General features: G+C 57.9%; 19 protein-coding genes and 1 pseudogene. 10 read left to right on the forward strand and 10 right to left on the reverse strand.

The window, feature by feature from the left end; all coding sequences use genetic code 11:
• Positions 1-185: 185 nt before the first annotated feature.
• The 5 genes from T424_RS0109820 to ytfQ all read right to left on the reverse strand — a co-directional run bounded on the left by T424_RS0109820 (position 186) and on the right by ytfQ (position 5,478).
• Positions 186-932 (reverse strand): FadR/GntR family transcriptional regulator, encoded by a 747-nt coding sequence (locus T424_RS0109820; protein ID WP_027487572.1) that lies wholly within the window; start codon positions 930-932, stop codon positions 186-188.
• Positions 929-1,903, reverse strand: coding sequence for a galactofuranose ABC transporter, permease protein YjfF (yjfF, locus tag T424_RS0109825; RefSeq protein ID WP_027487573.1), 975 nt, complete (start codon positions 1,901-1,903; stop codon positions 929-931). The genes T424_RS0109820 and yjfF overlap by 4 nt, the downstream gene beginning before the upstream one ends.
• On the reverse strand, positions 1,900-2,925 hold the full coding sequence (locus T424_RS0109830) for an ABC transporter permease (RefSeq protein WP_027487574.1): 1,026 nt from the start codon (positions 2,923-2,925) through the stop codon (positions 1,900-1,902). The genes yjfF and T424_RS0109830 overlap by 4 nt, the downstream gene beginning before the upstream one ends.
• Entirely contained in the window at positions 2,922-4,442 is a 1,521-nt protein-coding gene (locus T424_RS0109835; protein ID WP_027487575.1) for a sugar ABC transporter ATP-binding protein, read from the reverse strand. The genes T424_RS0109830 and T424_RS0109835 overlap by 4 nt, the downstream gene beginning before the upstream one ends.
• A 73-nt stretch (positions 4,443-4,515) precedes the next feature.
• On the reverse strand, positions 4,516-5,478 hold the full coding sequence (gene ytfQ, locus T424_RS0109840) for a galactofuranose ABC transporter, galactofuranose-binding protein YtfQ (protein WP_027487576.1): 963 nt from the start codon (positions 5,476-5,478) through the stop codon (positions 4,516-4,518).
• A 498-nt stretch (positions 5,479-5,976) separates the two neighbouring features.
• Between ytfQ and T424_RS0109845 the strand changes: the two genes are divergently transcribed.
• From T424_RS0109845 to T424_RS0109855, 3 genes are all read left to right on the forward strand, one after another.
• Positions 5,977-7,332 carry a glutamine synthetase family protein gene (locus tag T424_RS0109845; RefSeq protein ID WP_407921389.1) on the forward strand — a complete coding sequence of 452 codons (1,356 nt, stop codon included), beginning with the start codon at positions 5,977-5,979 and terminating at the stop codon, positions 7,330-7,332.
• Between the two features lies 1 nt (position 7,333).
• Entirely contained in the window at positions 7,334-8,629 is a 1,296-nt protein-coding gene (locus T424_RS0109850) for an NAD(P)/FAD-dependent oxidoreductase (RefSeq protein ID WP_037067266.1), read from the forward strand.
• 72 nt (positions 8,630-8,701) lie between these two features.
• Positions 8,702-10,138, forward strand: a complete 1,437-nt coding sequence (locus T424_RS0109855; protein ID WP_027487579.1) for an NAD-dependent succinate-semialdehyde dehydrogenase — start codon at positions 8,702-8,704, stop codon at positions 10,136-10,138.
• A 66-nt stretch (positions 10,139-10,204) separates the two neighbouring features.
• Here the strand turns inward: T424_RS0109855 and T424_RS0109860 are convergent, their stop codons facing one another.
• Both T424_RS0109860 and T424_RS0109865 read right to left on the reverse strand, forming a co-directional pair.
• Positions 10,205-11,572 carry an ATP-binding protein gene (locus T424_RS0109860; RefSeq protein ID WP_027487580.1) on the reverse strand — a complete coding sequence of 456 codons (1,368 nt, stop codon included), beginning with the start codon at positions 11,570-11,572 and terminating at the stop codon, positions 10,205-10,207.
• Complete coding sequence (locus T424_RS0109865; protein ID WP_027487581.1) at positions 11,565-12,230, reverse strand: response regulator transcription factor; 666 nt, start codon at positions 12,228-12,230, stop codon at positions 11,565-11,567. Before T424_RS0109865 ends, T424_RS0109860 begins: the two co-directional genes overlap by 8 nt.
• Before the next feature lie 174 nt (positions 12,231-12,404).
• Between T424_RS0109865 and T424_RS0109870 the strand changes: the two genes are divergently transcribed.
• From T424_RS0109870 to T424_RS20700, 7 genes are all read left to right on the forward strand, one after another.
• On the forward strand, positions 12,405-12,671 hold the full coding sequence (locus T424_RS0109870; protein WP_037067302.1) for a PepSY domain-containing protein: 267 nt from the start codon (positions 12,405-12,407) through the stop codon (positions 12,669-12,671).
• A 3-nt stretch (positions 12,672-12,674) separates the two neighbouring features.
• Positions 12,675-13,214 carry a cytochrome b/b6 domain-containing protein gene (locus T424_RS0109875; RefSeq protein WP_027487583.1) on the forward strand — a complete coding sequence of 180 codons (540 nt, stop codon included), beginning with the start codon at positions 12,675-12,677 and terminating at the stop codon, positions 13,212-13,214.
• A gap of 141 nt (positions 13,215-13,355) precedes the next feature.
• Positions 13,356-13,991 (forward strand): fused DSP-PTPase phosphatase/NAD kinase-like protein, encoded by a 636-nt coding sequence (locus T424_RS0109880; RefSeq protein WP_245269506.1) that lies wholly within the window; start codon positions 13,356-13,358, stop codon positions 13,989-13,991.
• A gap of 293 nt (positions 13,992-14,284) precedes the next feature.
• On the forward strand, positions 14,285-15,616 hold the full coding sequence (locus tag T424_RS0109885) for a UDP-glucose dehydrogenase family protein (RefSeq protein ID WP_027487585.1): 1,332 nt from the start codon (positions 14,285-14,287) through the stop codon (positions 15,614-15,616).
• Positions 15,617-15,900: 284 nt separating this feature from the next.
• The gene (locus T424_RS0109890) at positions 15,901-17,001 is read left to right on the forward strand and encodes a glycosyltransferase (protein ID WP_027487586.1); all 1,101 of its coding nucleotides are present in this window, start codon (positions 15,901-15,903) and stop codon (positions 16,999-17,001) included.
• A 155-nt stretch (positions 17,002-17,156) separates the two neighbouring features.
• Positions 17,157-18,344 (forward strand): glycosyltransferase, encoded by a 1,188-nt coding sequence (locus T424_RS20695; RefSeq protein ID WP_051558906.1) that lies wholly within the window; start codon positions 17,157-17,159, stop codon positions 18,342-18,344.
• Positions 18,341-19,837 carry a lipopolysaccharide biosynthesis protein gene (locus T424_RS20700; RefSeq protein WP_037067269.1) on the forward strand — a complete coding sequence of 499 codons (1,497 nt, stop codon included), beginning with the start codon at positions 18,341-18,343 and terminating at the stop codon, positions 19,835-19,837. The genes T424_RS20695 and T424_RS20700 overlap by 4 nt, the downstream gene beginning before the upstream one ends.
• A 186-nt stretch (positions 19,838-20,023) precedes the next feature.
• On the opposite strand, the pseudogene T424_RS23040 reads toward T424_RS20700, so the two are convergent.
• From T424_RS23040 to T424_RS0109935, 3 genes and pseudogenes are all read right to left on the reverse strand, one after another.
• Positions 20,024-21,076: pseudogene (locus tag T424_RS23040) on the reverse strand (polysaccharide pyruvyl transferase family protein); the annotation flags it as partial.
• 457 nt (positions 21,077-21,533) lie between these two features.
• Positions 21,534-21,800, reverse strand: a complete 267-nt coding sequence (locus T424_RS0109930) for a hypothetical protein (RefSeq protein WP_245269508.1) — start codon at positions 21,798-21,800, stop codon at positions 21,534-21,536.
• Positions 21,801-22,055: 255 nt separating this feature from the next.
• Positions 22,056-22,913 (reverse strand): SDR family oxidoreductase, encoded by an 858-nt coding sequence (locus tag T424_RS0109935; RefSeq protein WP_037067272.1) that lies wholly within the window; start codon positions 22,911-22,913, stop codon positions 22,056-22,058.
• Between the last annotated feature and the right edge of the window lie 41 nt (positions 22,914-22,954).

A 22,954-nucleotide genomic window follows, 5' to 3' on the forward strand; every position in this document is an offset into this window, starting at 1 on the left:
GATTTTAGGTGAAAATTATGAAGCAGTTTTAAAGTGTTACAGCGTCCTTTGTGCGTTTGATAAAACGCACGGCGCTGTAGGCTTTCGCCCTTCAAGGGGTATCATGCCCTGCCGCATCTTCGAGCCTTGGTATAGCGAATTGCACAATGTCAGGTCTTTGACAGGTTGGCGATATTGGAAATCCGTCAGGCATCGATAACTTGATGTAAGGCTGTGATCTGGTCCAGCAGAATAACGGCCTGCATGGCGCTGGTTGCACCCTGCGCCTCGCCGCGTTCAATCTGCGTCACCAGCACGCGGTGCGGCTCGATCATCGCCTCCAGAGACTGCGGCGCATCGGTGGCGATGACGGGCAGATAGGCAAAGGCATGAGAAAGCTCGATCACGCCATAGGCCGCCCGTAAAAACGGATTGCGGCTGGCATCGGCGATGATCAGATGCAGCTCGAAATCCGCCAGACAGAAATTCAGCGGTTCCCCTCGCGAGGTCTCCATCTGCCTCAGCCAATAATGCATCAGACGCAATTGTTCGCCGGTGCGGAAGCTGGCGGCTTGCGCGGCGGCCAAGGGTTCAAGCGCCATGCGCACATCGTGCAGGTGTTTGAGAAAGTCCCGATCCGGGGCGGCCTCGAGATGCCAGGCCAGCACCTGCGGATCAAAGAGGTTCCAGTGGTTTTTGCGGGTGACGCGGGTGCCCACCTTCGGGCGTGATTCAAGCAGGCCTTTGGCCTCCAGCGTTTTGATCGCTTCGCGCAGCACGGTGCGGGAAACGTCGAACTGGTCGCAGAGTTCCGCGTCGCCGGGCAGGGTGGAGCCTTGCGCAAAGCGCCCGGCAATCACGCCGCTGCCAAGCGCGTGGATAACATGCGAGTGGAAATTGCGTGGCCGTGCCTGCCCCGACAGCGAGCGAAGCAGGCTCCCCGGTTCGCTCATGCCTGTGCCTTCTTGACCCTGCCGGTTTGTGCGGTGAAGACCAGCTGTTGCAGCAGGATGAACATGAACAGCAGAAACCCGATCGCGATTTTCGTCCACCAGCTGGAGAGCGTCCCGTCAAAGACGATATAGGTTTGCACCAGCCCTTGCAGCATCACGCCGATCAGCGTTCCGAACACGAAGCCATATCCGCCTGTCAGCAGCGTGCCGCCTATCACCACGGCGGCAATCGAGTCAAGTTCGATGCCCACCGCCGCCAGCGGATAACCGGCCGAGGTGTAAAGCGCATAGACAATGCCCGACAAGGCGCCGAGAAAGGATGAAAGCGCGTAGATGCCGATTGTCACGCGCGCTGTCGGCACGCCCATCAGCGAGGCAGACTGGCTGTTGCCACCAATGGCGTAGACATAGGAGCCGAAGCGGGTGCGGTGGGCGATGATGCCGCAGATGATGAACACCAAAAGCATGGTCAGCCCGATGGCGCTCAACCGTCCACCCTGCGGCAGGCGAATGTAAAGGCTGCTTACCCATTTGAAAAAGGGATGATTGATCGGAACCGAATCCTGCGTGAGAACCGATGCCAGGCCGCGCGCCAGAAACATGCCCGCCAGCGTGACGATGAAGGGCGGGACTTGCAGATAGTGGATCACCGCACCCATGGCCGCGCCGAAAAAGGCCCCCAGCACCAGCACGATGCCAAAGGCTGCCAGCGGGTGCAGGCCGAGATGCGAGATCAGCAGGGCGACGATTACCCCTGTCAGGCCGATGACGGCGCCGATCGACAAATCGATGCCGCCCGACATGATGACGAAGGTTGCGCCCGCCGCCGCGATGCCCAGAAAGGCATTGTCGGTCAGGAAATTACCCAGGACGCGAGTGGATAACATGCCCGGATATTGCAGGATGCAGAGCCCGTAGGCAATGATGAAGATCAGTGTGGTGGCGGCAATTGGCCGGTAGCGCGGGTTCATCCGGTCCTCTCGGAGGTCTTGCGAAGGGGAAGGGCGGCTGTGTTGCGGCGCGGCCCGGCGAAAAGATGCGAAAGCTTTGCCGATTGCAGCACGAGAATGATGATGATGAGCCCCGCCTTGACAATGAGATTGAATTCCGGTGGAAAGCCGGAAACGAGAATGCCGGTGTTCATCGCCTGGATGATGAGCGCTCCCAGCACCGATTTGGGGATGGAAAAACGCCCGCCCATCAGCGAGGTGCCGCCGATGACCACGGCCAGAATTGCATCCAGTTCCAGCCATAGACCGGCATTGTTGGCATCGGCGCCGCGAATGTCGCCTGCGGCAATCGTGCCCGCTATGGCGGCGCTCAGTCCGCCGAAAGCATAGACGCCAAGGATCAGCGAGCGGGTTCGGATTGCCGTATAGGTTGCCGCCGAGCGGTTGGTGCCAATGGCCTCGATAAAGAGCCCAAGCGCCGTGCGCCGCATGGCGAGGTGAGCAAGCAGCATCAACAGAATGGCGATGACCGCCGGCATGGGCAGGCCGAGCAGGGAACCGGTGCCGATGAAGATCAGGCCCGGATCGTTGAAGGTGACGATGGAGCCTGCCGTCATCAATTGCGCAAGCCCGCGCCCCGCCACCATCAGCACCAGCGTGGCCACGAAGGGCTGGATGCCGAGAAGCGCAACGAGCCCACCGTTCCAGATGCCGCAGGCAAGGCCGAGCGCCAGCGTGACCGCCAGCGTCACGATCAGGGGCTGGCCGCTGGTGGCGCAAAGGGCGGCGGCGGCTCCCGCTACCGCGATGACGGCGCCGACCGAGAGATCAACGCCCTTGGTGGCGATGATGGCCGTCATGCCGATGGCGAGAATGGCCACCGGCGCGCCGCGATTGATCACGTCGATGAGACTGCCGAATAACCGGCCATCCTGCCAGGTGATCGAAAAGAATCCGGGAAAGACCAGCCAGTTGAAAAACAGAACGCCGACAAGCGCCAGAAGCTGCGGTGTGACAAAACGGCGGGGTGGAAGAATCTTCATGCAACAGTCTCCGTTGCTTCTGCGGCGATGGCCTGCACGATGGCGCCGGGATTGATGTCCGCGCCATAAAGTTCTGCCACCATGGCCCGATCCCGCATGACCACGACGCGGGAGGAATAGCTGACGATTTCATCGAGTTCGGACGAAATGACCACCAAGGCCAGGCCGTCTTCCCTGAGGCGGCTGATCATGCGCACGATTTCGGCATGAGCGCCCACGTCGATGCCGCGCGTCGGCTCGTCGAGAATGAGGAAACGTGGATCGGTCGCAAGCCAACGGGCCAGAATGACCTTCTGCTGGTTGCCGCCGGACAGGAGCTTGATCGGCAGATCGGCAGATGCCGTGCGAATATCCAGCGCCTCGATGAAATTTCCGGCGATTTCCATCTGCTCGTCGCGGTTCAACGCCTTGAACCAGCCGAGCTTGGCCTGAAGGGCGATCACGATGTTTTCGCGGACCGAAAGCTCGCCGAAAATCCCGTCGATCTTGCGGTCTTCCGGGCAGAAACCGAAGCCAAGGCCTGCCGCCTGTTGCGGCGAACTGACCCGGATTTCCTTGCCGTCGAGATGGAGAGCGCCGCTATCGGCGGCGTCCACGCCAAACATCAGCCTCACCATTTCCGTGCGTCCGGACCCCAGAAGCCCCGCCACGCCGATCACCTCGCCGCGATGGATGGTGAGATCGAAAGGCTTGACCTTGCCGGTCAGGCCCACATTTTCAAACCGCATGAGCGCGTCACCCGGCACGCCATTGTCATCGGCGAGCTGCGCCTGCGCAAAAGCCAGATCCTTGCCCAGCATCATCCGCACCAGCGCCGTGCGCTCCAGGCCGGAAATCGGCTCGGTGCCGACCAGGCGGCCATTGCGCAACACCGTGACCCGGTCGCAGATTTCAAATACCTGATCGAGAAAATGGGTGATGAAGACGATGGCCAGCCCGCGTTTTTTCAGGATCAGCAGGATTTCGAAGAGCTTTTCCACCTCCGAGCGGTCAAGGCTGGCCGTTGGCTCGTCGAGGATCAGAACCTTGCCGGAAAGATCGACGGCGCGGGCAATCGCCACAATCTGCTGGACGGCGACCGAGAAGGTTGAAAGTTCGGCCCGGACATCGATCTCGAGGCCATAGGTCGCAAGCGTCTCGGCTGCCTCTCTGGCCATGCGCCTGTGATCGACAAGGCCGAAGCGGCGCGGCTGGCGGCCGATATAGAGATTGTCTGCCACCGTCATATTCGCCAGCAGGTTCACTTCCTGATAGACGGTGCCGATCCCGGCCTTTTGCGCCTGAAGCGGGGCGGAAAACTGCATGACGTCGCCATCGACGCGAATTTCCCCGCCATCGGGCGAATAGGCCCCCGTGAGGATCTTGATAAGGGTGGATTTCCCGGCGCCGTTTTCGCCGAGAAGGGCGTGAATCTCGCCGCCTCGCAGCGTAAAATCCACGCCATCCAGCGCTCTGTGGGCACCGAAAATCTTGGTGATGCCGCTGGCCGAAAGGACCGGTTCGTGAGGTTCGTTCATCGTCTTGGCAATCCTGCAAGGCGGTTGAAAAGGGCCGGGCGGGTGCGATAAGGCCGCCCGGCCGATCAATCAATCAATATCCAAGGCCCTTGCGCTTTTCATATTCGCCCTTGGGGTTATCGGCAGGCGTGTAAAGCTTGGATTCGGTGATGATGAACTTTTCCGGCTCCTTGCCGGTCTTTTTGTAAGCCTCCAGCGCGTCGAAGGCCGGGCCTGCCATGTTGGGCGTCAATTCCACCGTGGCATTGGCCTCGCCTGCTGCCATGGCCGAGAAAATATCGGGCACGGAATCGATGGAAACCACGAGAATGTCCTTGCCCGGTTTCAGGCCCGCATCCTTGATGGCCTGAATGCCGCCGACTGCCATGTCGTCGTTATGGGCATACATGGCGCAGATATTTTTGCCGCCATTTTCCGCCTTGAGAAAGCCTTCCATGACTTCCTTGCCCTTGGCGCGGGTAAAGTCACCCGTCTGGCTGCGGGCGATGGTGATGTTGGCGTGACCGGCAATGGCCTCCTCGAACCCCTTCTTGCGGTTGATGGCCGGGGTGGAGCCAACAGTGCCCTGAAGCTCGACGACCTTGCAGGGCTTGGAGCCCACCGTCTTCACCAGCCAGTCGCCGGCGACCTTGCCTTCCTTGACCTGATCGGAGGCCACGGAGGTGAGATAGAGATCCTTCGGCGCATCGACGCCGCGGTCAAGCAGGATAACCGGAATCTTGGCTTCCTTGGCTTCGGTCAGCACGTCTTCCCAGCCAGTGGCGACCACCGGAGCAACAAGAATGGCATCGACGCCCTGAGCAATAAAGCCCCGAATGGCCTTGATCTGGTTTTCCTGCTTCTGCTGCGCATCGGCAAATTTCAGCGTAATGCCACGCTTTTCCGCCTCCATGCGCGTCACCGAGGTTTCGGCCGCACGCCAACCGGATTCCGAGCCGATCTGCGAGAAGCCGACCGTCATGCCCGCCGCAAGGGCCGACGTCGAGGCGAGCGCCATCATGCCTGCGCCAAGCGCAAGTTTACGAAGTATAGACATGGATTTCCTCCCCAATGGCATAGAAAAACGGGACGAAAATCTATGTTTCGCCGTTCTATGCACAAAAAACTGAAGTTTCCTCTTCCTTCAGGTGCTGCCTCCACAGCACATTTTTGAATTAGTACAGAATGAAAGAAGTGTAAAGGCGAATAATATGATTATTTGTGCTGCACCGCACCAATTCATTTGTGCAGTGTGCAAGCCTGGCAGGCTGGCGGGGAATGCCAAGGGTTATTGAAAATGACTCTTGGTATTCCCTTTTCGAATACCGCAAGCGACTGACGCGGTTGAGATATTCGAAATTTTTTCAAGGCGAGGATGCTCTCCAGGCTTTTTTTCCCGCATTGTCGGAGGCAAAACCGACTACACTTTTGCTGGAAATGCTCTAAGCTTTTGTTCCATGCTGGCGGCCTGTGTTCGGCTTCGGGTGATGTCTGGCTGCTGGTTCATCTTTCTTAACGGTTGTGGCTCCGTCCGCTCCGTCCTGCCGGGTGCATGATGTTGAACGCTGAAGAGGCGCTGGAATTTTTCGAGAAGAACCCGGATATCGAGGTTCTTGAAGCCTTTGTCATCGATGTGAATGGCGTGCCGCGCGGAAAATGGATCCCGCGGGAGCGCGCCATCGATGTGCTGACCAAGGGCATGGCCATGCCGCGATCGGTCTATGCGCTGGATGTCTGGGGGCGTGACGTCAACGGGGCGGGACTTGCCGAAGGCACGGGCGATCCGGATGGGCTGTGTTTTCCCGTTCCCGGCACGCTGTCGCGGGTGACATGGCTTTCGCGGCCAACCGCCCAGGTCTTGTTGCAGATGCAGGTCAATGGCGAGCCCTTTTATGCCGATCCACGCCGCGTGCTGGCCAATGTGCTGGAGCGTTACAAGGCAGCGGGGCTGACGCCGGTTGTGGCGACGGAGCTGGAATTCTACCTCATCGACCCGGTGCGCTCCGCGCTTGATCCTGTGCGTCCGCCCAATACCCGCGAGGGCCGCTGGCATACCGGACAAACACAGGTTCTCTCGATTTCCGAATTGCAGGATTTCGAGGAGGTGTTTTACGGCATTTCCGCCGCTGCCCGTGCCCAGAATGTGCCGGCGGATACGACGCTACGCGAAAATGGTCCCGGTCAGTATGAAATCAACCTCAACCACGTGCCGGATGCGCTGGCGGCCGCCGATTATGCCGTGTTGCTGAAGCGTATCGTCAAAAGCGTTGCCCGTGCCAATGACCTTGATGCCACGTTCATGGCCAAGCCCTATGGCACGCAGGCGGGCAGCGGAATGCATGTGCATTTTTCGGTGCTGGATCAGGCGGGCCGCAACATCTATGCCGGTGAGGAGGGGCCGTCGGAAAGGCTGATGCATTCCGTGGGCGGGCTTCTGGAAAACATGGGCGAGAGCATGGCGGTTTTTGCACCGCACCAGAACAGCTATCGCCGTCTGCGGCCGTCCGAACATGCGCCGACCTATGCGTCCTGGGGGTTTGACAATCGCTCTGCGGCGGTGCGGGTGATAACCGCATCGAAGCCCGCCACCCGCATCGAACATCGCGTCGCCGGGGCCGATACCAATCCCTATCTGGTGCTGGCCATGATTCTCTCCGCGGCGCTGGCGGGCATGAAGGAAAAGCTTTCCCCCGGCGGGGCGATCACAGGCGACGATCATGCCGTCAATCACGAGCCCTTGCCGACCAACTGGGATTATGCGCTGCAACGGTTTTCTCGCTCCAGCTTTGCCTATGCGGCTTTGGGGCCGAAATATCGCGGACTTTATACAGCCTGCAAGCAGCAGGAGCTTTCCGAATTTTCCCTGCGCGTCACCGATGTCGAGTATGACGCCTATATCCGGACGGTGTGACATGATGCAACGCCCTGGCAATCCAGGCCATATCGATAGCTGGTATGCTTTTTCGGCCAATGACAGGCATGAGCGGCCTGCCTTGCAGGGCGAAATCGAGGCGGATGTCTGCGTGATCGGCGCGGGGTTCACCGGTATTTCGGCGGCACTGCAACTGGCCGAAAACGGCTATAAGGTGGTGGTGCTGGAGGCTGCGCGCATCGGTTTCGGTGCGTCAGGCCGCAATGGCGGGCAAATCGTCAACGGTTACAGCCGCGACCTTGAAACCATTGCCCGCCGTTACGGCGAGGACAAGGCCGTCAGCCTTGGAAAAATGTCGCTGGAAGGCGGCGAGATCATTCGCGAACGGGTGGCGCGCTACGATATAAGGTGCGATCTCGTTGATGGCGGTTTCTTCGCTGCCTTTACCGACAAGCAGATCCGCGAGATGGACGCGGTGCGGGTGAACTGGGAAAGACATGGCCATTCCGGCCTCGAAATGGTCTCCCGTGCCGAGGTTGGCCACTATGTCCAAAGCGGCCGCTATGTCGGCGGCATGATCGACAGGCTTGGCGGGCATATCCATCCGCTCAATCTGGTGCTTGGCGAGGCGAAGGCCGTGGAAAGGCTGGGCGGGCGGATTTTTGAAAAAAGCCGCGTGACAGGTGTCGAGCCGGGCGCCGCGCCCGTGGTCAGGACCGCGCAAGGACGGGTGAAGGCCCGCTTCGTGCTGGTCTGCGGCAATGCCTATCTGGGCGATCTGCTTCCCGAGATCACCGAAAAAATGATGCCGGTTTCCTCGCAGGTCATGGCAACCGAGCCGCTCGACCAAAGCCTGATCGAGAGCCTTTTGCCCGCCAATTACTGCGTGGAGGACGCCAATTACGTGCTGGATTATTACCGCCGCACCGCCGACAACCGCCTGCTCTATGGCGGCGGCATCGGCTATGGTGGACAGGATCCGGCCGATCTTACCGGCGTCATCCGGCCCAACATGCTGAAAACCTTTCCGCAATTGCGGGGCGTGAAGATCGATTTTGCCTGGAGCGGCAATTTCGCACTCACCCTGACGCGCATTCCGCATATGGGCAAGCTTTCCGACACTCTATTTTTCTCCCACGGCGACAGTGGACATGGCGTTACCACGACCCATCTTCTGGGGAAGATATTGGGCGAGGCGGTGAGCGGTCAGATGGGACGGTTCGATGTCTGGTCGTCATTGAAGGCCTATCCCTTTCCCGGTGGCAAGACTTTCCGGGTGCCGCTGACGGTGCTGGGGGCGTGGTGGTATGGCCTGCGTGACCGGTTGGGGGTTTAAGACGTCTGCCGCGCCTGCCGCCATTTCGTCCGGCTCGGCCAATGCAATTTTGAACAGTAAGGTAGTTATGACATGAGCATTTATCCCGATACCGATCTGCTTGTTGGCGGTCAGTGGCGTTCCGGCGGCGCTGGTGTTCTGGATGTGGTGAACCCGGCCACGGAAGAGGTCATTGGCAAGCTTGCCAAGGCTGGCCGTCAGGATCTGGATGATGCGCTGCAAGCCGTCGCCGCAGGCTTTGATGCATGGCGCAGGACGAGCGCTTACGAACGCGCCGCGCTTATGCGCAAGGCCGCCGATCTTCTGGCCGCGCGCGTGGAGGAGATCGCGCCCGTGCTGACGATGGAGCAGGGCAAGCCGTTGCAGCAGGCGCGCAACGAGGTCAATTCCGCCGTGGAGGTGATCCGCTGGTTTGCCGAGGAGGCAATGCGCGCCTATGGACGCATCATTCCGGCCCGTGCGCCTGATGTTGTGCAAAATGTCATCAAGGAGCCGGTCGGTCCCGTCGCTGCCTTCACGCCCTGGAATTTCCCTATCAATCAGGCGGTGCTGAAAATTTCCGCCGCGCTTGCGGCAGGCTGCTCGATCATCGTCAAGGGGCCTGAGGAAACGCCCGCCAGTTGCGCGGCATTGGTGAAGGCCTTTGCGGATGCCGGTTTGCCGGACGGTAGCATCAACCTGCTATACGGCGTGCCGTCGGAAATCTCCTCCTATCTGATCGCCAGCCCGATCATCCGCAAGGTTTCCTTCACCGGCTCAACGGCGGTGGGCAAGCTTCTGGCCGAACAGGCCGGGAAATACATGAAGCGCATAACACTGGAACTGGGCGGCCACGCGCCTGTTCTGGTCTTCGACGATGCGGATGTAGAAGGTGCCGCCAAGGTGATGGCGCGGCTCAAATTCTATAATTCCGGCCAGATCTGCATCGCGCCCACCCGCTTCATGGTGCAGGAAAAGGCCTATGACAATTTCGTTGCCGATTTTGAAAATCAGGTCAGCAAGCTGAAGCTCGGCAATGGGCTCGAAGCGGATGTCACCATGGGCCCGCTTGCCAATGACCGCCGCCTGTCTGCCATGGCGGAACTGACGGAAGACGCGGTCAAGCATGGCGGAAAGCTTTTGACCGGCGGTGAGCGCGTCGGCAATCGCGGCAATTTCTTTGCGCCCACCATTTTGCTGGAAACGGATCCTGCGGCAAAAATCCAGAATGACGAGCCTTTCGGTCCGGTGGCGCTGGTCAGCCGCTTCAGGACGGCGGAAGAGGCGATTTCCGAAGCGAACCGGCTGCCTTTCGGGCTGGCGGCTTATGCCTTTACCCGTTCGGCGAAAACCATGAACGACCTGTCCGATCATGTCGAAACTGGAATGCTGAGCATAAACCATGCCGGTCTTGCCCTGCCGGAAACACCTTTCGGCGGCGTGAAGGATTCCGGTTACGGCATGGAGGGTGGCGCCGAAGGCATCGAGGCCTATCTACAGCCGAAATTCGTCACCAGAAAGCTGTTTTAGAGCATAATCCGACCGGAGCGAAACGAGGATCGATAAGATTATGCTTCAAAAATAAGATGGTGCCTTTCAGGCCGGGCTGGCGGGGTTTTCCGAAAAATGCAGCCGGGCGGTAAAGAGCGTCTGGCCGGATGGCTCTCTTTCTGCGGCCAGATCCAGCCTGCCCCCCATCTGTGAGATGAGGCGCTCGACGATGGCAAGGCCCAGTCCCGAGCCCGGCGCCGTGGACCTGCCGCGCCGGAAGCGCTGGCGAAGGGCGTTTACATCGCCGTCGATCGGATCAGCACTGATATTGCTGACGGTAACGGTGCCGTCCGCGCAAAGCATGGCTTTGACCGTGGTGCCGGGTTCTGCGTATCGGGCCGCATTTTCCATCAGGTTCTGGAGCGCAATGGCGAAGGCATCGGCATCGATGCGTCGCGCAATCGGCCCGCTTTCGGCATTATCCTTGCGAACCTCGATGAGCAGCTGCGGATAGGCGCGGCAAATATCGCTCAGCACCAGATCGAACAGCGGCTCGATGGCCACTGGCTGTTCGCCAATGCCGATGCCAGCCTCGGCGCGGGCCAGTTGCAGCAGCTTTTCCAGCATGGTGGAGAGCCGTCTCAGGCCTTTCAGAACCTGTTCGGCGCGCGGGCGGGCGGCGTGGCCCTCCAGTTCTTTGACCAGAAGCTCGGTTTGTGCCAGGGCGCCGGCAATGGGGGTGCGCAACTCATGGGCGCTGTTGGCGGCAATGTCGCGCTCTGCCTGAAGGGCATTGTCCAGCCGCGCCATCAGTTTGTTGATGGAGGCTGGAATATCGGCCAGTTCCTTTGGGAGATCGCTGGCTAAAATCGGCGCCAGATTACCGCCATCGCGGGATGACACGGCGTGGAGCAGGCGCTCCACCGGCGCAATGGCCTGCCGGGTGATGAGCCAGACGAACAGCATGGCCAGCGGCAGAAGAATCATGACAGGCAGGATGAGCGAAAATGCCCCTTCGCGGGTGGCCTCGTTGCGATGGTCGAGGGAATCTGCGACCTGAACAAACAGGCTGCCGCTGACTGTTTCCATCGTATAGACACGGTGATTGGCATCGCTCCAGAAACCAGGTTTCAGCGGGGCATCGTAAGGGGTGGCAGGCGTTTGCGAGGAATGCAGCAGCACCCGGCCATTCGCATCCCGGAGTTGATAGGTCAGATATTCCTCGTCCACTTCGCTTTTCGGGTCGAAGACGCGATATGGCCCGGTCTGATTGTCCCGGCTATAGAGATCCTCCACCAGAAGCGGCATCAACCTCTCGGTGGTTTCCTGAAGCCCGCTGTCGAAGACTTCATCGAATTCATCGCGCATGGTGCGAATGCCAAGCATCACCGCCGCCACCCAGAACAGGCACAGCATGACGGAGATGGACAGGATCATACGGCGCGAAAGGCTATAGGTTTTTCCTTCAGGCATCGGCGGCAATCCTGTATCCGAGACCGCGAACGGTCTCGATGATTTCCCTGCCGAGTTTGCGCCGAAGCCGGCTGACATAGACTTCAACCGTATTGCTTTCGATTTCGGCGCCGAATTCATACAGGGCGTCTTCCAGCTGTGCCTTGGAAACGATGGACTGGCGGCGGGCAATGAGCCGTTCCAGAATGGCCCATTCGCGGGCAGAAAGCGTTATGTCCTGTCCGTTTCCATCGATGACGCGGCGCTCCGATGGCAGGACCCTGAGGCCCCCGAGCAGGATTTCCGGCAGTTGATGGGCATTGTAACGTCGCGAGACCGCATGGAGGCGCGCCTGCAATTCATCGAGATCGACGGGTTTGACGAGATAATCGTCTGCCCCGGCGTTCAGTCCGGCGATCCGTTCCGATACCTGGTCGTGGGCCGTGAGGATGATGACCGGCGTGACATCCCGGCCGTTGCGCAGGGATTTCAGCACATCGAGCCCGTGTCCGTCCGGCAGGCGCAGGTCGAGCAGAATGAGATTGAAGGCCACCGCCTGCAAGTGCGCTTCGGCTTCTTCCAGGCTTTGCGCCCAATCGACGGCGTGTCCCTGCCGGGCAAGGTGTGTTCTGACGGCATCCCCCAGCAATTCATCATCTTCCACCAGCAATATGCGCAATGTGCATCTCCCTCGGATCCCGATCTGTCGAGCAGGACTTGTCCTTGCTTGCATAAGCTTACACCGGGCTGAATGTGCAGGGCGAATGGAATTGCGAAAAGATTTCAGCGCTTTCAGCTGAATGTCAGTTTCGGGGCGCAACTATCGGTCATCAACAACCGAAAGGAAAAGCCCATGCGTTTCATTCTTGCCACCACCTGTGCATTGACCCTCCTGAGCGGCGCGGCATTCGCCGCCGAAAAATGCTCGGTTCCAACCGCGCAATGGCAGCCCCGCGAAGCCTTGAAAACCAAGCTGGAAGGAGAAGGCTGGAAGGTTCGCACCGTCAAGACGGAAGATGGCTGCTACGAAGTCTATGCCTTCGACGCCAAGGGCAAAAAGGTGGAAGCCTATTTCAATCCGCAGACCTTCGCCTCCGTGGACGTCAAGAGCGGGGATTGATCCATGGAAGCGCGCGTCAAGGTCTGGGACCCGTTCGTCCGGCTGTTTCACTGGGGGCTGGTTGCCGCCATTATAATTGCCTGGTTCAGCGCCGATGGCGTGCGCAACCTGCATGAATTTGCCGGTTACATGGCGGCGGGGCTGATTGTTCTCCGGCTGGCGCTTGGCCTCATGGGCAGCCGTTATGCCCGCTTCCGGCAGTTCATCCGTTCGCCGCGGCATGTTCTGGCCTATGTGCGGGATGTGCTGCGGCATCGCGAGCGGCGCTATCTGGGCCATAATCCGCTTGGCGCGCTCATGGTCGTCTTTCTGCTGGCCATAGTCTCCTGCATCGCTCTGACCGGCTATTTACAGACAACGGATGCGTTCTGGGGCGTGGAATGGGTAGAGGAATTGCATGAGGGGCTGGTGAATGTCCTGCTCCTTTCCGTCCTGGTACATGTGGGCGGGGTGGTTCATGCCAGCTTGCGCCATCGCGAAAATCTGGTGGCCGCCATGGTCGTGGGATCGAAGCGCAAGCCTGACAATTCCGACATTGATTGAGGCCATGCGCGTCGCTCTTTCGAGCGGCGCGTTTTTTGCTGTTGGGTTCACTTTCAGGTTCCTGTCAGGAAAGTCAGGCAAGAGGTCTTCATCCGCAAGGGTAATGACGCATCTGAAAACCGGCATCCGGATTGCCTTCCGATGCCGCTCACTCTCCGGGCAGCAGACATGTCGCTTACCACGCCTCAAAATCCCTACATGCCGCTGGTCCGCACGCGGGCCTGGTTTGCGCGGTTGGCGGCAGGCCTGCTTCTGTGTCTCGTGGTATCGGCCGGTTATCTCGGCTATCTCAGGCTTACGGGAAATTTCAATACCGTGATCGAGGGGGAGGTCTACCGGTCTGCCCAGCCCACGCCCGCCATGCTGAAGTCCTATATGGCGCGCTACCACATACGCTCCGTCATCAACCTGCGGGGCGCCAATCCCGGCAGGCCCTGGTATGATGCGGAGGTGTCCGCCGCCTCCGAGCTTGGTCTGGCACATGTGGATTTCCGCATCAGCGCCCGCAAGGAGCTGTCCAAAGATCAGGTCATGCGACTGATCGAGATCATGAAGACGGCCCCCAAGCCGATGCTTATCCACTGTCAGGCGGGGGCAGACCGCTCCGGCCTGGCATCTGCGCTCTATGTCGCAGCCGTGGCCGGTCAGGGCGAGGCGGCCGCCGAAAGGCAGCTTTCGCTCTTGTTCGGACATTTACCTCTTCCTTTCATCGCCGAGGCCGCCATGGACCGCACATTCGAGGCGATGGAACCGGTACTGGACTTTATTCGAAGCTGACCCCAGAGCCTTGCAAAGGCAGAATTTCGGGAATCGCGTCATGGCAACATTCGCGATTACTACCGTTTTTTGCGCTGCAAAATTGCCTTGGCCGATTTTCCTTTCCGGCCCCTGGGTAGAGAAATTCTCATTTAATTTCATAAATACAATTAGATAGGCCTAAACCTTTCTATTATGGGAAACATGTTGTGCCGCAGCATTCTCCGTGTTAGGTTCCTTAACTACTATTTAAGAGCGACCGCATGATGCGGCTGTGATCGTAAATCGATGTGTGAAGTGAAGGCGGAGCCCTAATGGATATCACCGTTTTTGGTATTGGCTATGTCGGTCTCGTCCAGGCAGCAGTGCTGGCCGATGTCGGGCACAATGTCATGTGCGTGGATGTGGATGCTGAAAAGGTGCAGCGCCTCAATCAGGGTATTATTCCGATCTTCGAGCCCGGCCTTGAAGAGCTTGTGAAGGAAAATCACACCGCCGGCCGTATCATCTTTACAACCGATGCCGCTGCTGCGGTAAAATTCGGCCAGATCATCATCAGCGCCGTTGGAACGCCGCCCGGAGAAGACGGTTCCGCCGATTTGAAATATGTCATTTCCGTCGCCGAGACCATCGCGCGCGAAATGGAAGAGCACAAGATCATCGTCAGCAAGTCAACGGTGCCGGTCGGCACTTGCGACATGGTGCGGCGGCGTGTTGCCGATCTTCTTTCCGAGCGCGGGCGTCCGGATCTGACATTCGATGTCGTATCCAACCCGGAATTCCTGAAGGAAGGCTCGGCGGTTGCCGATTGCATGAGGCCGGACCGGATCATCGTCGGAACGCAGTCGGAAGAGTCCGAGCAGGTGATGCGCGAGCTTTACGCGCCGTTCAACCGCAATCACGAGAAGATCATCGTGATGGACATTCGCAGTGCGGAATTTACCAAATATGCCGCCAACTGCATGTTGGCCACCAAGATCAGTTTCATCAATGAAATGGCGAGCCTTGCCGAACAGCTTGGCGTCGATATCGAGGAAGTGCGCAAGGGTATCGGCAGCGATCCCCGCATTGGCTATCACTTCATTTATCCGGGCGCCGGTTATGGCGGCTCCTGCTTTCCCAAGGATGTGCGCGCGCTGATCAAGACGGCCGAAGGCGTAAACTTCGATGCCCGCATGTTGAAGGCGGTGGAAGAGCGAAACGACCGGCAGAAATATGTGCTGTTCGACAAGGCCTACAAGCATTTCAATGGCGATCTTAAGGGCAAGCGTTTCGCTCTCTGGGGGTTGGCCTTCAAGCCGAACACCGATGATATGCGCGAAGCACCGTCTCGCGTGCTGATGGAAGAATTGTGGCGCGAGGGCGCATCCGTCAGTGCCTATGATCCGGAAGCCATGCAGGAATGCCAGAGCATTTATGGCCAGCGCAACGACCTGATGTTGTGCGGGACCAAGGAAGCCGCACTACGCGATGCCGATGCCCTCGTGATCGTTACCGAGTGGAAGAACTTCAAGGCACCGTCCTTCGAGATGATCCGGCAGTCGCTGAAGAACCCGGTGATTTTCGACGGCCGCAACCTTTATAATCCGAAGGTGGTGGCGCGTTACGGCTTGCAATATTACAGCATCGGCCGCATGGCGGCCTGAGGGGCGATGGCTCCTCCGGTTTGGGGAAACCGCAAGAATGACTGCATGATCCCTTGGATCGAAACCGATTTAAGATGGAAATTGCGTAGCAGATTTAAAGTGTTACGGCGTCCTTTGTGCGTTTGATGAAACGCACGGCGCTCTGATTGGTCGTCTGCCTGAAAGGGCGGAAGAGGGGACTATTTTCATTCGTCCGGGCGAAACAAATCCATCTTGCCCGGACTTTCAGAAATTTGCGATTCCGTGCTGTTGCAATCGGAATTGCCGGAGCAGGAGCACAAGCAATGAAGGTTCTTTTCGCCGGCGGAAGTGGTTATTACCCCGAGTTCAACGGGGGCGTTCAATCAAGCACTCACCATCTTGTCAAACAGTTGCGCCAGCGCAAGCACGATGCCTGGGTTCTTGCATCATTATTCGGAGACGGGTTTTTCGGATTTAAAACCCGCGCCAAGCTCAAGCTTACCCGGCGCCCTGCCGTCATGGATACTTATCCCGGCTATCCGGTGATGCGCGCATGGCATCCCTGGGAGGCGGCAGGATTTGTTGCGGAGACGTTCAGGCCGGACGTTGCCGTCGTGCAGTGCCATAATTCCGTGCCGATCGCCAAGGTTCTTCAGGCGCATAATGTGCCAACGGTCATTTATCTGCGAAATGTCGAGTTTCACGAGCTTGCCGGCGATCTTTGCGATCTGGGGCCGTCGCTCTACATTGCGAATTCCGAGTTTACCGCCCGCAGCTACAATGCCGAATATGGCATTGAGTCCGTTGTCATACCTCCGACGATCGATCCGGCGGCTTACGCGACGCAATCCACGCGTGAATGCGTAACCTTCGTCAATCCCTATGCGGAAAAGGGTTTCGAGCTGGCGCTGAAGATCGCGCAGGCCTGCCCGGAGATTCCATTTCTTTTTCAGGAAAGCTGGAAGCTTAGCGAGGAGCATCGCGCCGATGTGGAAAAGGCCATTGCACCGCTGCCAAATGTTCGCCTGGAAAGCCGCACGCCCGACATGAAAGCGGTCTATGGGCGCACGAAAATCCTGCTGGCGCCCAGCAAATGGGAGGAGGCCTGGGGTCGGGTCGCTTCGGAAGCTCATTGCAGCGGCATTCCCGTTCTGGGTTCTACCCGTGGCGGCTTGCCGGAGGCGATCGGCGAGGGTGGCGTTGTTCTTGATTACGACCAGCCTGTAGAGGTCTGGGTGGCGCAGCTTAAGCGTCTGTGGAGTGATGAGCCCTATTACGACGAGATGTCGCGGCGTGCCCTTGCATTTTCCCAGCGTCCACAACTGAAGCCTGAAAGACAATTTGAAATATTTCTTAAGGTTTTGGAGCGAGCAGCCAGCACTCACGCAGAATCGCAGCTCTTTGCGGATGTTGCTGCCCAATAAAAATCCGCTGCGCCTTGTGAATTATTGGGGGTTTTTATAAGGCTCTTGTGATGCGCTTTTGGAGCGTGATAAAAGCTTGTCCGGCTTGATCTCTCCATCCTTCCGCTCGTTAAGAATTAACATTTAAAGGGCGGACCTACCATGCAAGGCAGTCAATGCGCGTTGGTTTTATCGTAGGGAAGTTTCCTATCCTTTCGGAGACATTCATCATCAACCAGATGGATGGCCTGTTGAAGAGAGGGGCTGAAATCGGCGTGATCTGCAATGGTCTGGCGCCGCTTGATCATATCGATACGAAAACCGGTCCCGTATCGAAATTGCTTCAGGTGCGTCAGGACTGGTGGGGCATGATGGCGGGGGCGCGTCAACATATCGACAAAGTGCCTCACCGCTGGCGTGACAAGGTTTCCTCGACGCTTGACATGATGGCTGTTCCCCATCTGAACAGCTTCGATGTGCTGCTTGCCCATTTCGGCCATAACGGTGCGCGGGTCTGCCGGCTGAAAAAACGGGGTCTCGTCAGGCCGCCCGTCGTTACGGTATTCCACGGCTTCGATGTCGGGGTTCCCTATCAGGAAGACGGTCTGGCCATGTACAGGGATCTTTTCAGGCTGGGCGCAATGAACCTTCCGGTCAACGCGCATTTTCGCCAGATGCTGATTTCCGCTGGTGCTTCGCCTGAAAAGGTGGCGGTGCATCACATGGGAATAGATGTGGAGCAGATACCATTTCAATGGCGGGAACGGAGCGGGGTAACGCTGCAATTGATTACGGTCTGTCGGCTTGCCGGGAAGAAGGGCGTGGAATTTGCGCTTCGAGCGCTTGGCAGGCTGGCGAACGAACGTCCGCAACTGGATTGGCGCTATACGATCATCGGTGATGGTCCTCTTCGCGCCGAGCTTGAGCAGTTGGCAGCCGAGCTTGGGATTGCCGGTCGCGTGCAGTTTCTGGGAAGCCAGCCGCACAAGGTTGTCAAATCCTGGCTGGCAGAGGCGCATGTGTTCGTGCTGCCGAGTGTGACGGCGCCGAATGGGGATGTCGAAGGCATACCCGTTGCGCTCATGGAAGCCATGGCGGCGGGATTGACCGTGGTCAGCACGATCCATTCTGGCATTCCGGAACTGATTTCCCACGGTACAGAGGGCCTCCTGGCGCCGGAAAAGGATGTCGAAACGCTGGCCGCCAATCTTGCCTGGGTGATCGAGCACCCGCAGGAGTGCCAGCCCATTGCCATGTCCGCCCGCCGGAAGGTCGAGGCCGAATTCAATAACCGCCTGCTTGACGATGCTCTGGCGGGCCAGCTTGCGAGCCTTGTCGCAACCGACAAAAAGAAGAGATCATGAACACGAACACCTTCGGAAGAGTAGCGCTGCGCGGCGGTGTGGTTACGGGTGCCGCACAAATCATCCGCATCGTCATCCAGCTTCTTTCCGTCGCCATTCTGTCGCGGCTTCTTTCTCCGGAAGATTTTGGCCTCATGGCTGCCGTCGGGCCTATTGCCGCCTTCGTTGCGCTCTTCCAGAATCTCGGTTTGCAGCAGGCCATCGTCCAGCGTAAGGATATTTCCGAGCTGCATCTCAATCAGGTTTTCTGGATCAGCACTTTTGTCGGCCTGCTCTGCACCGGGGTGATGCTGCTGATCTCGCCGCTGGTAGCGCTTTTTTATGGCGATGGCCGCATGACAGGCATTACCATGGCGGCGGCCATGCCTGTATTTCTCGGCAGTATGGCGGCATTACCGCTGGCGCTGATGAACCGGCGCCTCCAGTTTGGCCAGCTGGCCATCAATGATGTCCTTTCGGGTGCAATCGGCCTGATCGTCACGGCTGTCTGCGCCTATATGGGGCTACGCTACTGGTCTTTGGCCATTGGCCCGATCGCCGCGGCGGCGGTGGTTCTGGCCGCATCCTGGTGGACCACGCGCTGGATGCCCGGCAGCCCCACATTGCGGGCAGACAAGGATATTATCTCTTTCGGCGCCAATCTGACCGGCTTCAATCTGGTCAATTTCTTCTCCCGAAATCTGGATAATATCCTTATCGGCAAATATTCCGGTGCCGAGGCGTTGGGCTATTACGACCGCGCCTACAAGCTGCTGATGTTCCCGATCCAGAACATCAACCAGCCGCTGACGCGGGTAATGATTCCGTTGATGAGCCAGTTTCAGGATGACAAGCCGCGCTTCCGCAACGTCTATCTGCGAACCAACTGGCTGTTGGCGGCTGTGCTGATGCCGGGCATTGCCACCATGACATGCACCGTGTCTTCTGTCGTCAACATCGTGTTTGGACCGCAATGGGCGGAAGTCGGGCCGATTTTCGCCTGGCTGGGCCTTGCAAGCCTGGTGCAACCGCTCAATAACACGACGGGATGGATCTTCATCTGTCAGGGCTATACCAGGACGATGTTTCGCTGGGGAATTTACTCTTCATCGGTTTCGGCGCTGGCTTTTATCGTCGGCTTGCAATGGGGGGCGGTTGGCGTTGCGGCTGCTTACGCCATCAGCGGTTATATCCTGCTGATCCCGGTGCTTGCCTGCGTGCTGCATCGCGTCGGGCCGGTTACAGCCTTTGATTTTCTGAGCATACAGGTTACGTTCGTCACCTCGGCGGGGCTCTCATGGCTTTGCTTCCGCCAGATTGCCGCGACGGGGTGGATCACGTCCGATATCCTGTCCGTCGCGGTGGCTGCCTTGTTAAATTATGGAATTGCTGCGGTTCTGGTAGTCGCTTTTCCCACCAGCCGCAGGATCCTGTTCTTCTGGCTTTCGACCCTTCGCAACATGCTGGTCAAATCGCCCGCGGGGAGCAATGGCACGGAGCAGGCTGGCCACTGAAAGGGCGGAAGCCGCTTCCTTGATGGCGGCCTGAAGGCTTACCCTGCGGTAATGGGCGAAATCCCGCAGGAAGGCTGCAAGATGGGAAAGCGCCTCACTCGACGTTACCGTGTCGATGTCGAGCAGAATGTCCTCGATGCCCAGACGTTTTGAAAGTTCTTTCGTCTTGAACTCATAGGCAATGGGCAGAACGGGCGTTCCAACGCAAAGCGCCATGATCATCATGTGCATTCGGGTGGAAATGACGAAGTCAAAGCCTTTGAGCTTTTCCATGAGCTGATGGGGCGTATGGAAGCCGCCATCCACGCTGACCTTCTCGCGAATATCGGCTGCCAGGCCTTCGACAATAAGGCGGGCTGTCTTGCTATCGTCATGGTGATATTCCGGAACGCCCTGGCAGGTGGATAGAAAAACCACGTCCTTGCCATGCTGGCGTACCAGCGTTTCGGTCATACTGCGCACTGCCTCGATATAACGGCTCATTCCGCTATCGCCACCTTCCACATAGTTCCAACGGCGAACGGAAATCGCCACACGGTTGGTGGGCGGATTGGCCGGATTGGCAAGCTGTTCTTCTATGCGGGCAATATCTGCCAAGGCGAAAACGGAATCCGCCACCACATGGCATTTTTGCGGTGTTGTCGTCATCCCGGCAATATTGTCATGCGAATACTGGTCACGCAGCAGAACCAGGGGCGATCGTTCCACGACCGGGCGAAGCCGCCGGATATTGTCCGGTTTGCGGAAGGGGCCGAGCGATTGCGTGAAGAAAACCGGCGCCTTGCCGAGCAGCAGGTCGAGTTCGAATTGCTTCAAGCGCTTGTCAAGATTATAGGTTTCCACAAGATAGGTGCCGCCGGTGGTGATGACCATGTTCGCCTTGCGGTACAGGTCCAGCGCCGCTTTCTGTCTGGCCGTCAGCACATTGCGGAAAACGCCATTCTCTGGAATGGCAAATTTGAGGATGCGCCCAAGAAGCCTGTTGTAAACCAGCTTGAGCTTATTCTTTAGCCGGTCTTCCCGATGATAGGGAACTTTGTAAATCTCGTCGGCAAGAAGACGGTGAAAGGTCAAATCCTTATATCCGTCATAAAGACGCTGAGCCACGTCGGGTTGGCTGTCAAAAACATGAATTTCCAAGGGCTCATCGAAAACATGTTTCAGAATGTGACGAATGGCCAGAAGAATGGCTGCATCGCCAGTATTCAGACAAACAGTATTTTCAATGATAAACTTCATGGGATCTCCTGAAAATTTAAGAATTTCGGTGGAATCTCGATTCAAATTCTACCCTGAAATCTTCAAGGTGAGGATGCATAAGCATCTTTGATGCCTTGGTATAATGCATATTTTCAATGGGCTTCCGGCGCAATGCGCCAAAGCTGTGATGGTTACGTTAGAGCGGCAATCTGATTGAATCAGATCGGCGCTCTAACATTTTAGTTTGACGCATAATTCGACCCTCGTTTCACTTCGGTCGAATTATGCAGCAGATTTAGGGTGTTACAGCGCCGTGCGTTTGACAAAACGCACGGCGCTGTAATGTTTTCTCCGAATATGCTGAACCTTACCAAGTCGGGAATGTTTCGTCAATTAGAGTGTGACAAAGTTGGTATAGTGTACAACCAAACTATATCATGGAACGCTTTTGATCCGATGCTCCAGAGGGTTGCCTGGGCGGTCGGGTGTTTTATCCTCAGCCTCGCCACTGTCCTTCATTCATCTCGCGCTCGTCGTAATTCAGATCCCATTCCTTTTTCGGCATTTTCTGGCCAGGAGGCTGCTTGTTGGCAGTTGCATCGTCGGAATGGGTGATATCGCGCGGCTTTGCGCTTGCCACCCCATTATTGTCGGTGATCGTGTTGCCCTTGGCGAACTGACCGCGTGCATCCTGCTCGATGGTGGTCTTCTTGTCTGTTTCGTCTGTTTCGTCTGTTTCGTCTGGTTTGTCGGTATTGGTCATAATGAAACTCCATATGTCTTGTCAGAAATGTGAGGCCTGTCCATACAATGAGAGTGCTTGAAGCAGGGCAAAGGTCTGCTGTGAAAACAAAAAACAGGGCGTCGTGGCGATTACGATTTACAGAACACGGGTTCACTTGCGATGCTCGACTGCGTGTTTTTACGTATTTCCAGACGGAAAACGACGACGACACTTTTGCGCCGAGAAATACGTTAAAACAAGGATTTAGAGCAATGCAGGTGAACCGGATGCGCTTTAGAGAATCGGCTTTCCACCAGTGACGGCGATGGTGGCGCCGGATGTATAGCTTGAAAGCGGATCGGCGAGCATGACATAGGCAGTGGCAAGTTCGGCGGGCTGGCCGGGCCGCTTCATCGGCACGCTTTTCCCGAAATTGCGCACATGGTCTTCCTCGAGTGTCGCTGGGATGAGGGGTGTCCAGATCGGGCCGGGCGCCACGGCATTTGCTCGAATACCTTTCTCAGCCAGCATTTGCGCCAGACCGGCGGTGAAATTCTGGATGGCGCCCTTGGTGGTGGCATAGGCGAGCAGCGAAGGGTTTGGAGTGTCCGAATTGATAGAGGCTGTGTTGATGATCGAACTTCCGGGTTTCATTCGCGTCACGGCAGCCTTTGTCAGGTAGAACATGGCGTGGATATTGACGCGGAACGTTAATTCCCACTCCTCGTCGGAGATGTCGCCAATCTCGCTGAAGCTGGCCTGATGGGCCGCATTATTGACGAGAATGTCGATGCCGCCCAGATCACTCACAACCGTTTCGATCAACCGGCGGCAGTGCTCTGCATTCTGGATGTCACCCCTGATTGCCAAGGCTTTGCGGCCGGCCTGCCGGATCCATTGACAGGTTTCTGCGGCATCTTCTTCCTCGCAGAGATAGGAAATGGCGACATCTGCTCCTTCGCGGGCATAGGCAATGGCAACGGCCCGTCCGATGCCGCTGTCGCCGCCGGTAATCAGAGCCTTGAGCCCCTCCAGCCTGCCGGAGCCGCGATAGCTTTCCTCTCCATGATCGGGGCGTGGCACCATGTCGCCGGTCGATCCGGGCATGGCGATTTTCGGGGTGTCGAAGGGGGGTGTCGGGTAGCGGTCCAAGAAATTGCCCTCATATGCGTTGTTGCATTGAAGACCCGAAC

The sequence above is a fragment of the Allorhizobium undicola ORS 992 = ATCC 700741 genome (assembly GCF_000621665.1).
Lineage (GTDB): Bacteria > Pseudomonadota > Alphaproteobacteria > Rhizobiales > Rhizobiaceae > Allorhizobium > Allorhizobium undicola.

Bases quoted from the DNA above. Each gene is read 5' to 3' on its own strand.
- T424_RS0109890 (WP_027487586.1), top strand. From the start codon at position 15,901: ATGAAGGTTCTTTTCGCCGGCGGAAGTGGTTATTACCCCGAGTTCAAC.
- T424_RS0109880 (WP_245269506.1), top strand. From the start codon at position 13,356: ATGCCGCTCACTCTCCGGGCAGCAGACATGTCGCTTACCACGCCTCAA.
- T424_RS0109870 (WP_037067302.1), top strand. From the start codon at position 12,405: ATGCGTTTCATTCTTGCCACCACCTGTGCATTGACCCTCCTGAGCGGC.
- T424_RS0109850 (WP_037067266.1), top strand. From the start codon at position 7,334: ATGATGCAACGCCCTGGCAATCCAGGCCATATCGATAGCTGGTATGCT.
- T424_RS0109830 (WP_027487574.1), bottom strand. From the start codon at position 2,925: ATGAAGATTCTTCCACCCCGCCGTTTTGTCACACCGCAGCTTCTGGCG.
- T424_RS0109835 (WP_027487575.1), bottom strand. From the start codon at position 4,442: ATGAACGAACCTCACGAACCGGTCCTTTCGGCCAGCGGCATCACCAAG.
- ytfQ (WP_027487576.1), bottom strand. From the start codon at position 5,478: ATGTCTATACTTCGTAAACTTGCGCTTGGCGCAGGCATGATGGCGCTC.
- yjfF (WP_027487573.1), bottom strand. From the start codon at position 1,903: ATGAACCCGCGCTACCGGCCAATTGCCGCCACCACACTGATCTTCATC.
- T424_RS20700 (WP_037067269.1), top strand. From the start codon at position 18,341: ATGAACACGAACACCTTCGGAAGAGTAGCGCTGCGCGGCGGTGTGGTT.
- T424_RS0109820 (WP_027487572.1), bottom strand. From the start codon at position 932: ATGAGCGAACCGGGGAGCCTGCTTCGCTCGCTGTCGGGGCAGGCACGG.
- T424_RS0109875 (WP_027487583.1), top strand. From the start codon at position 12,675: ATGGAAGCGCGCGTCAAGGTCTGGGACCCGTTCGTCCGGCTGTTTCAC.
- T424_RS0109855 (WP_027487579.1), top strand. From the start codon at position 8,702: ATGAGCATTTATCCCGATACCGATCTGCTTGTTGGCGGTCAGTGGCGT.
- T424_RS0109845 (WP_407921389.1), top strand. From the start codon at position 5,977: ATGTTGAACGCTGAAGAGGCGCTGGAATTTTTCGAGAAGAACCCGGAT.
- T424_RS20695 (WP_051558906.1), top strand. From the start codon at position 17,157: ATGCGCGTTGGTTTTATCGTAGGGAAGTTTCCTATCCTTTCGGAGACA.
- T424_RS0109860 (WP_027487580.1), bottom strand. From the start codon at position 11,572: ATGCCTGAAGGAAAAACCTATAGCCTTTCGCGCCGTATGATCCTGTCC.
- T424_RS0109885 (WP_027487585.1), top strand. From the start codon at position 14,285: ATGGATATCACCGTTTTTGGTATTGGCTATGTCGGTCTCGTCCAGGCA.
- T424_RS0109930 (WP_245269508.1), bottom strand. From the start codon at position 21,800: ATGACCAATACCGACAAACCAGACGAAACAGACGAAACAGACGAAACA.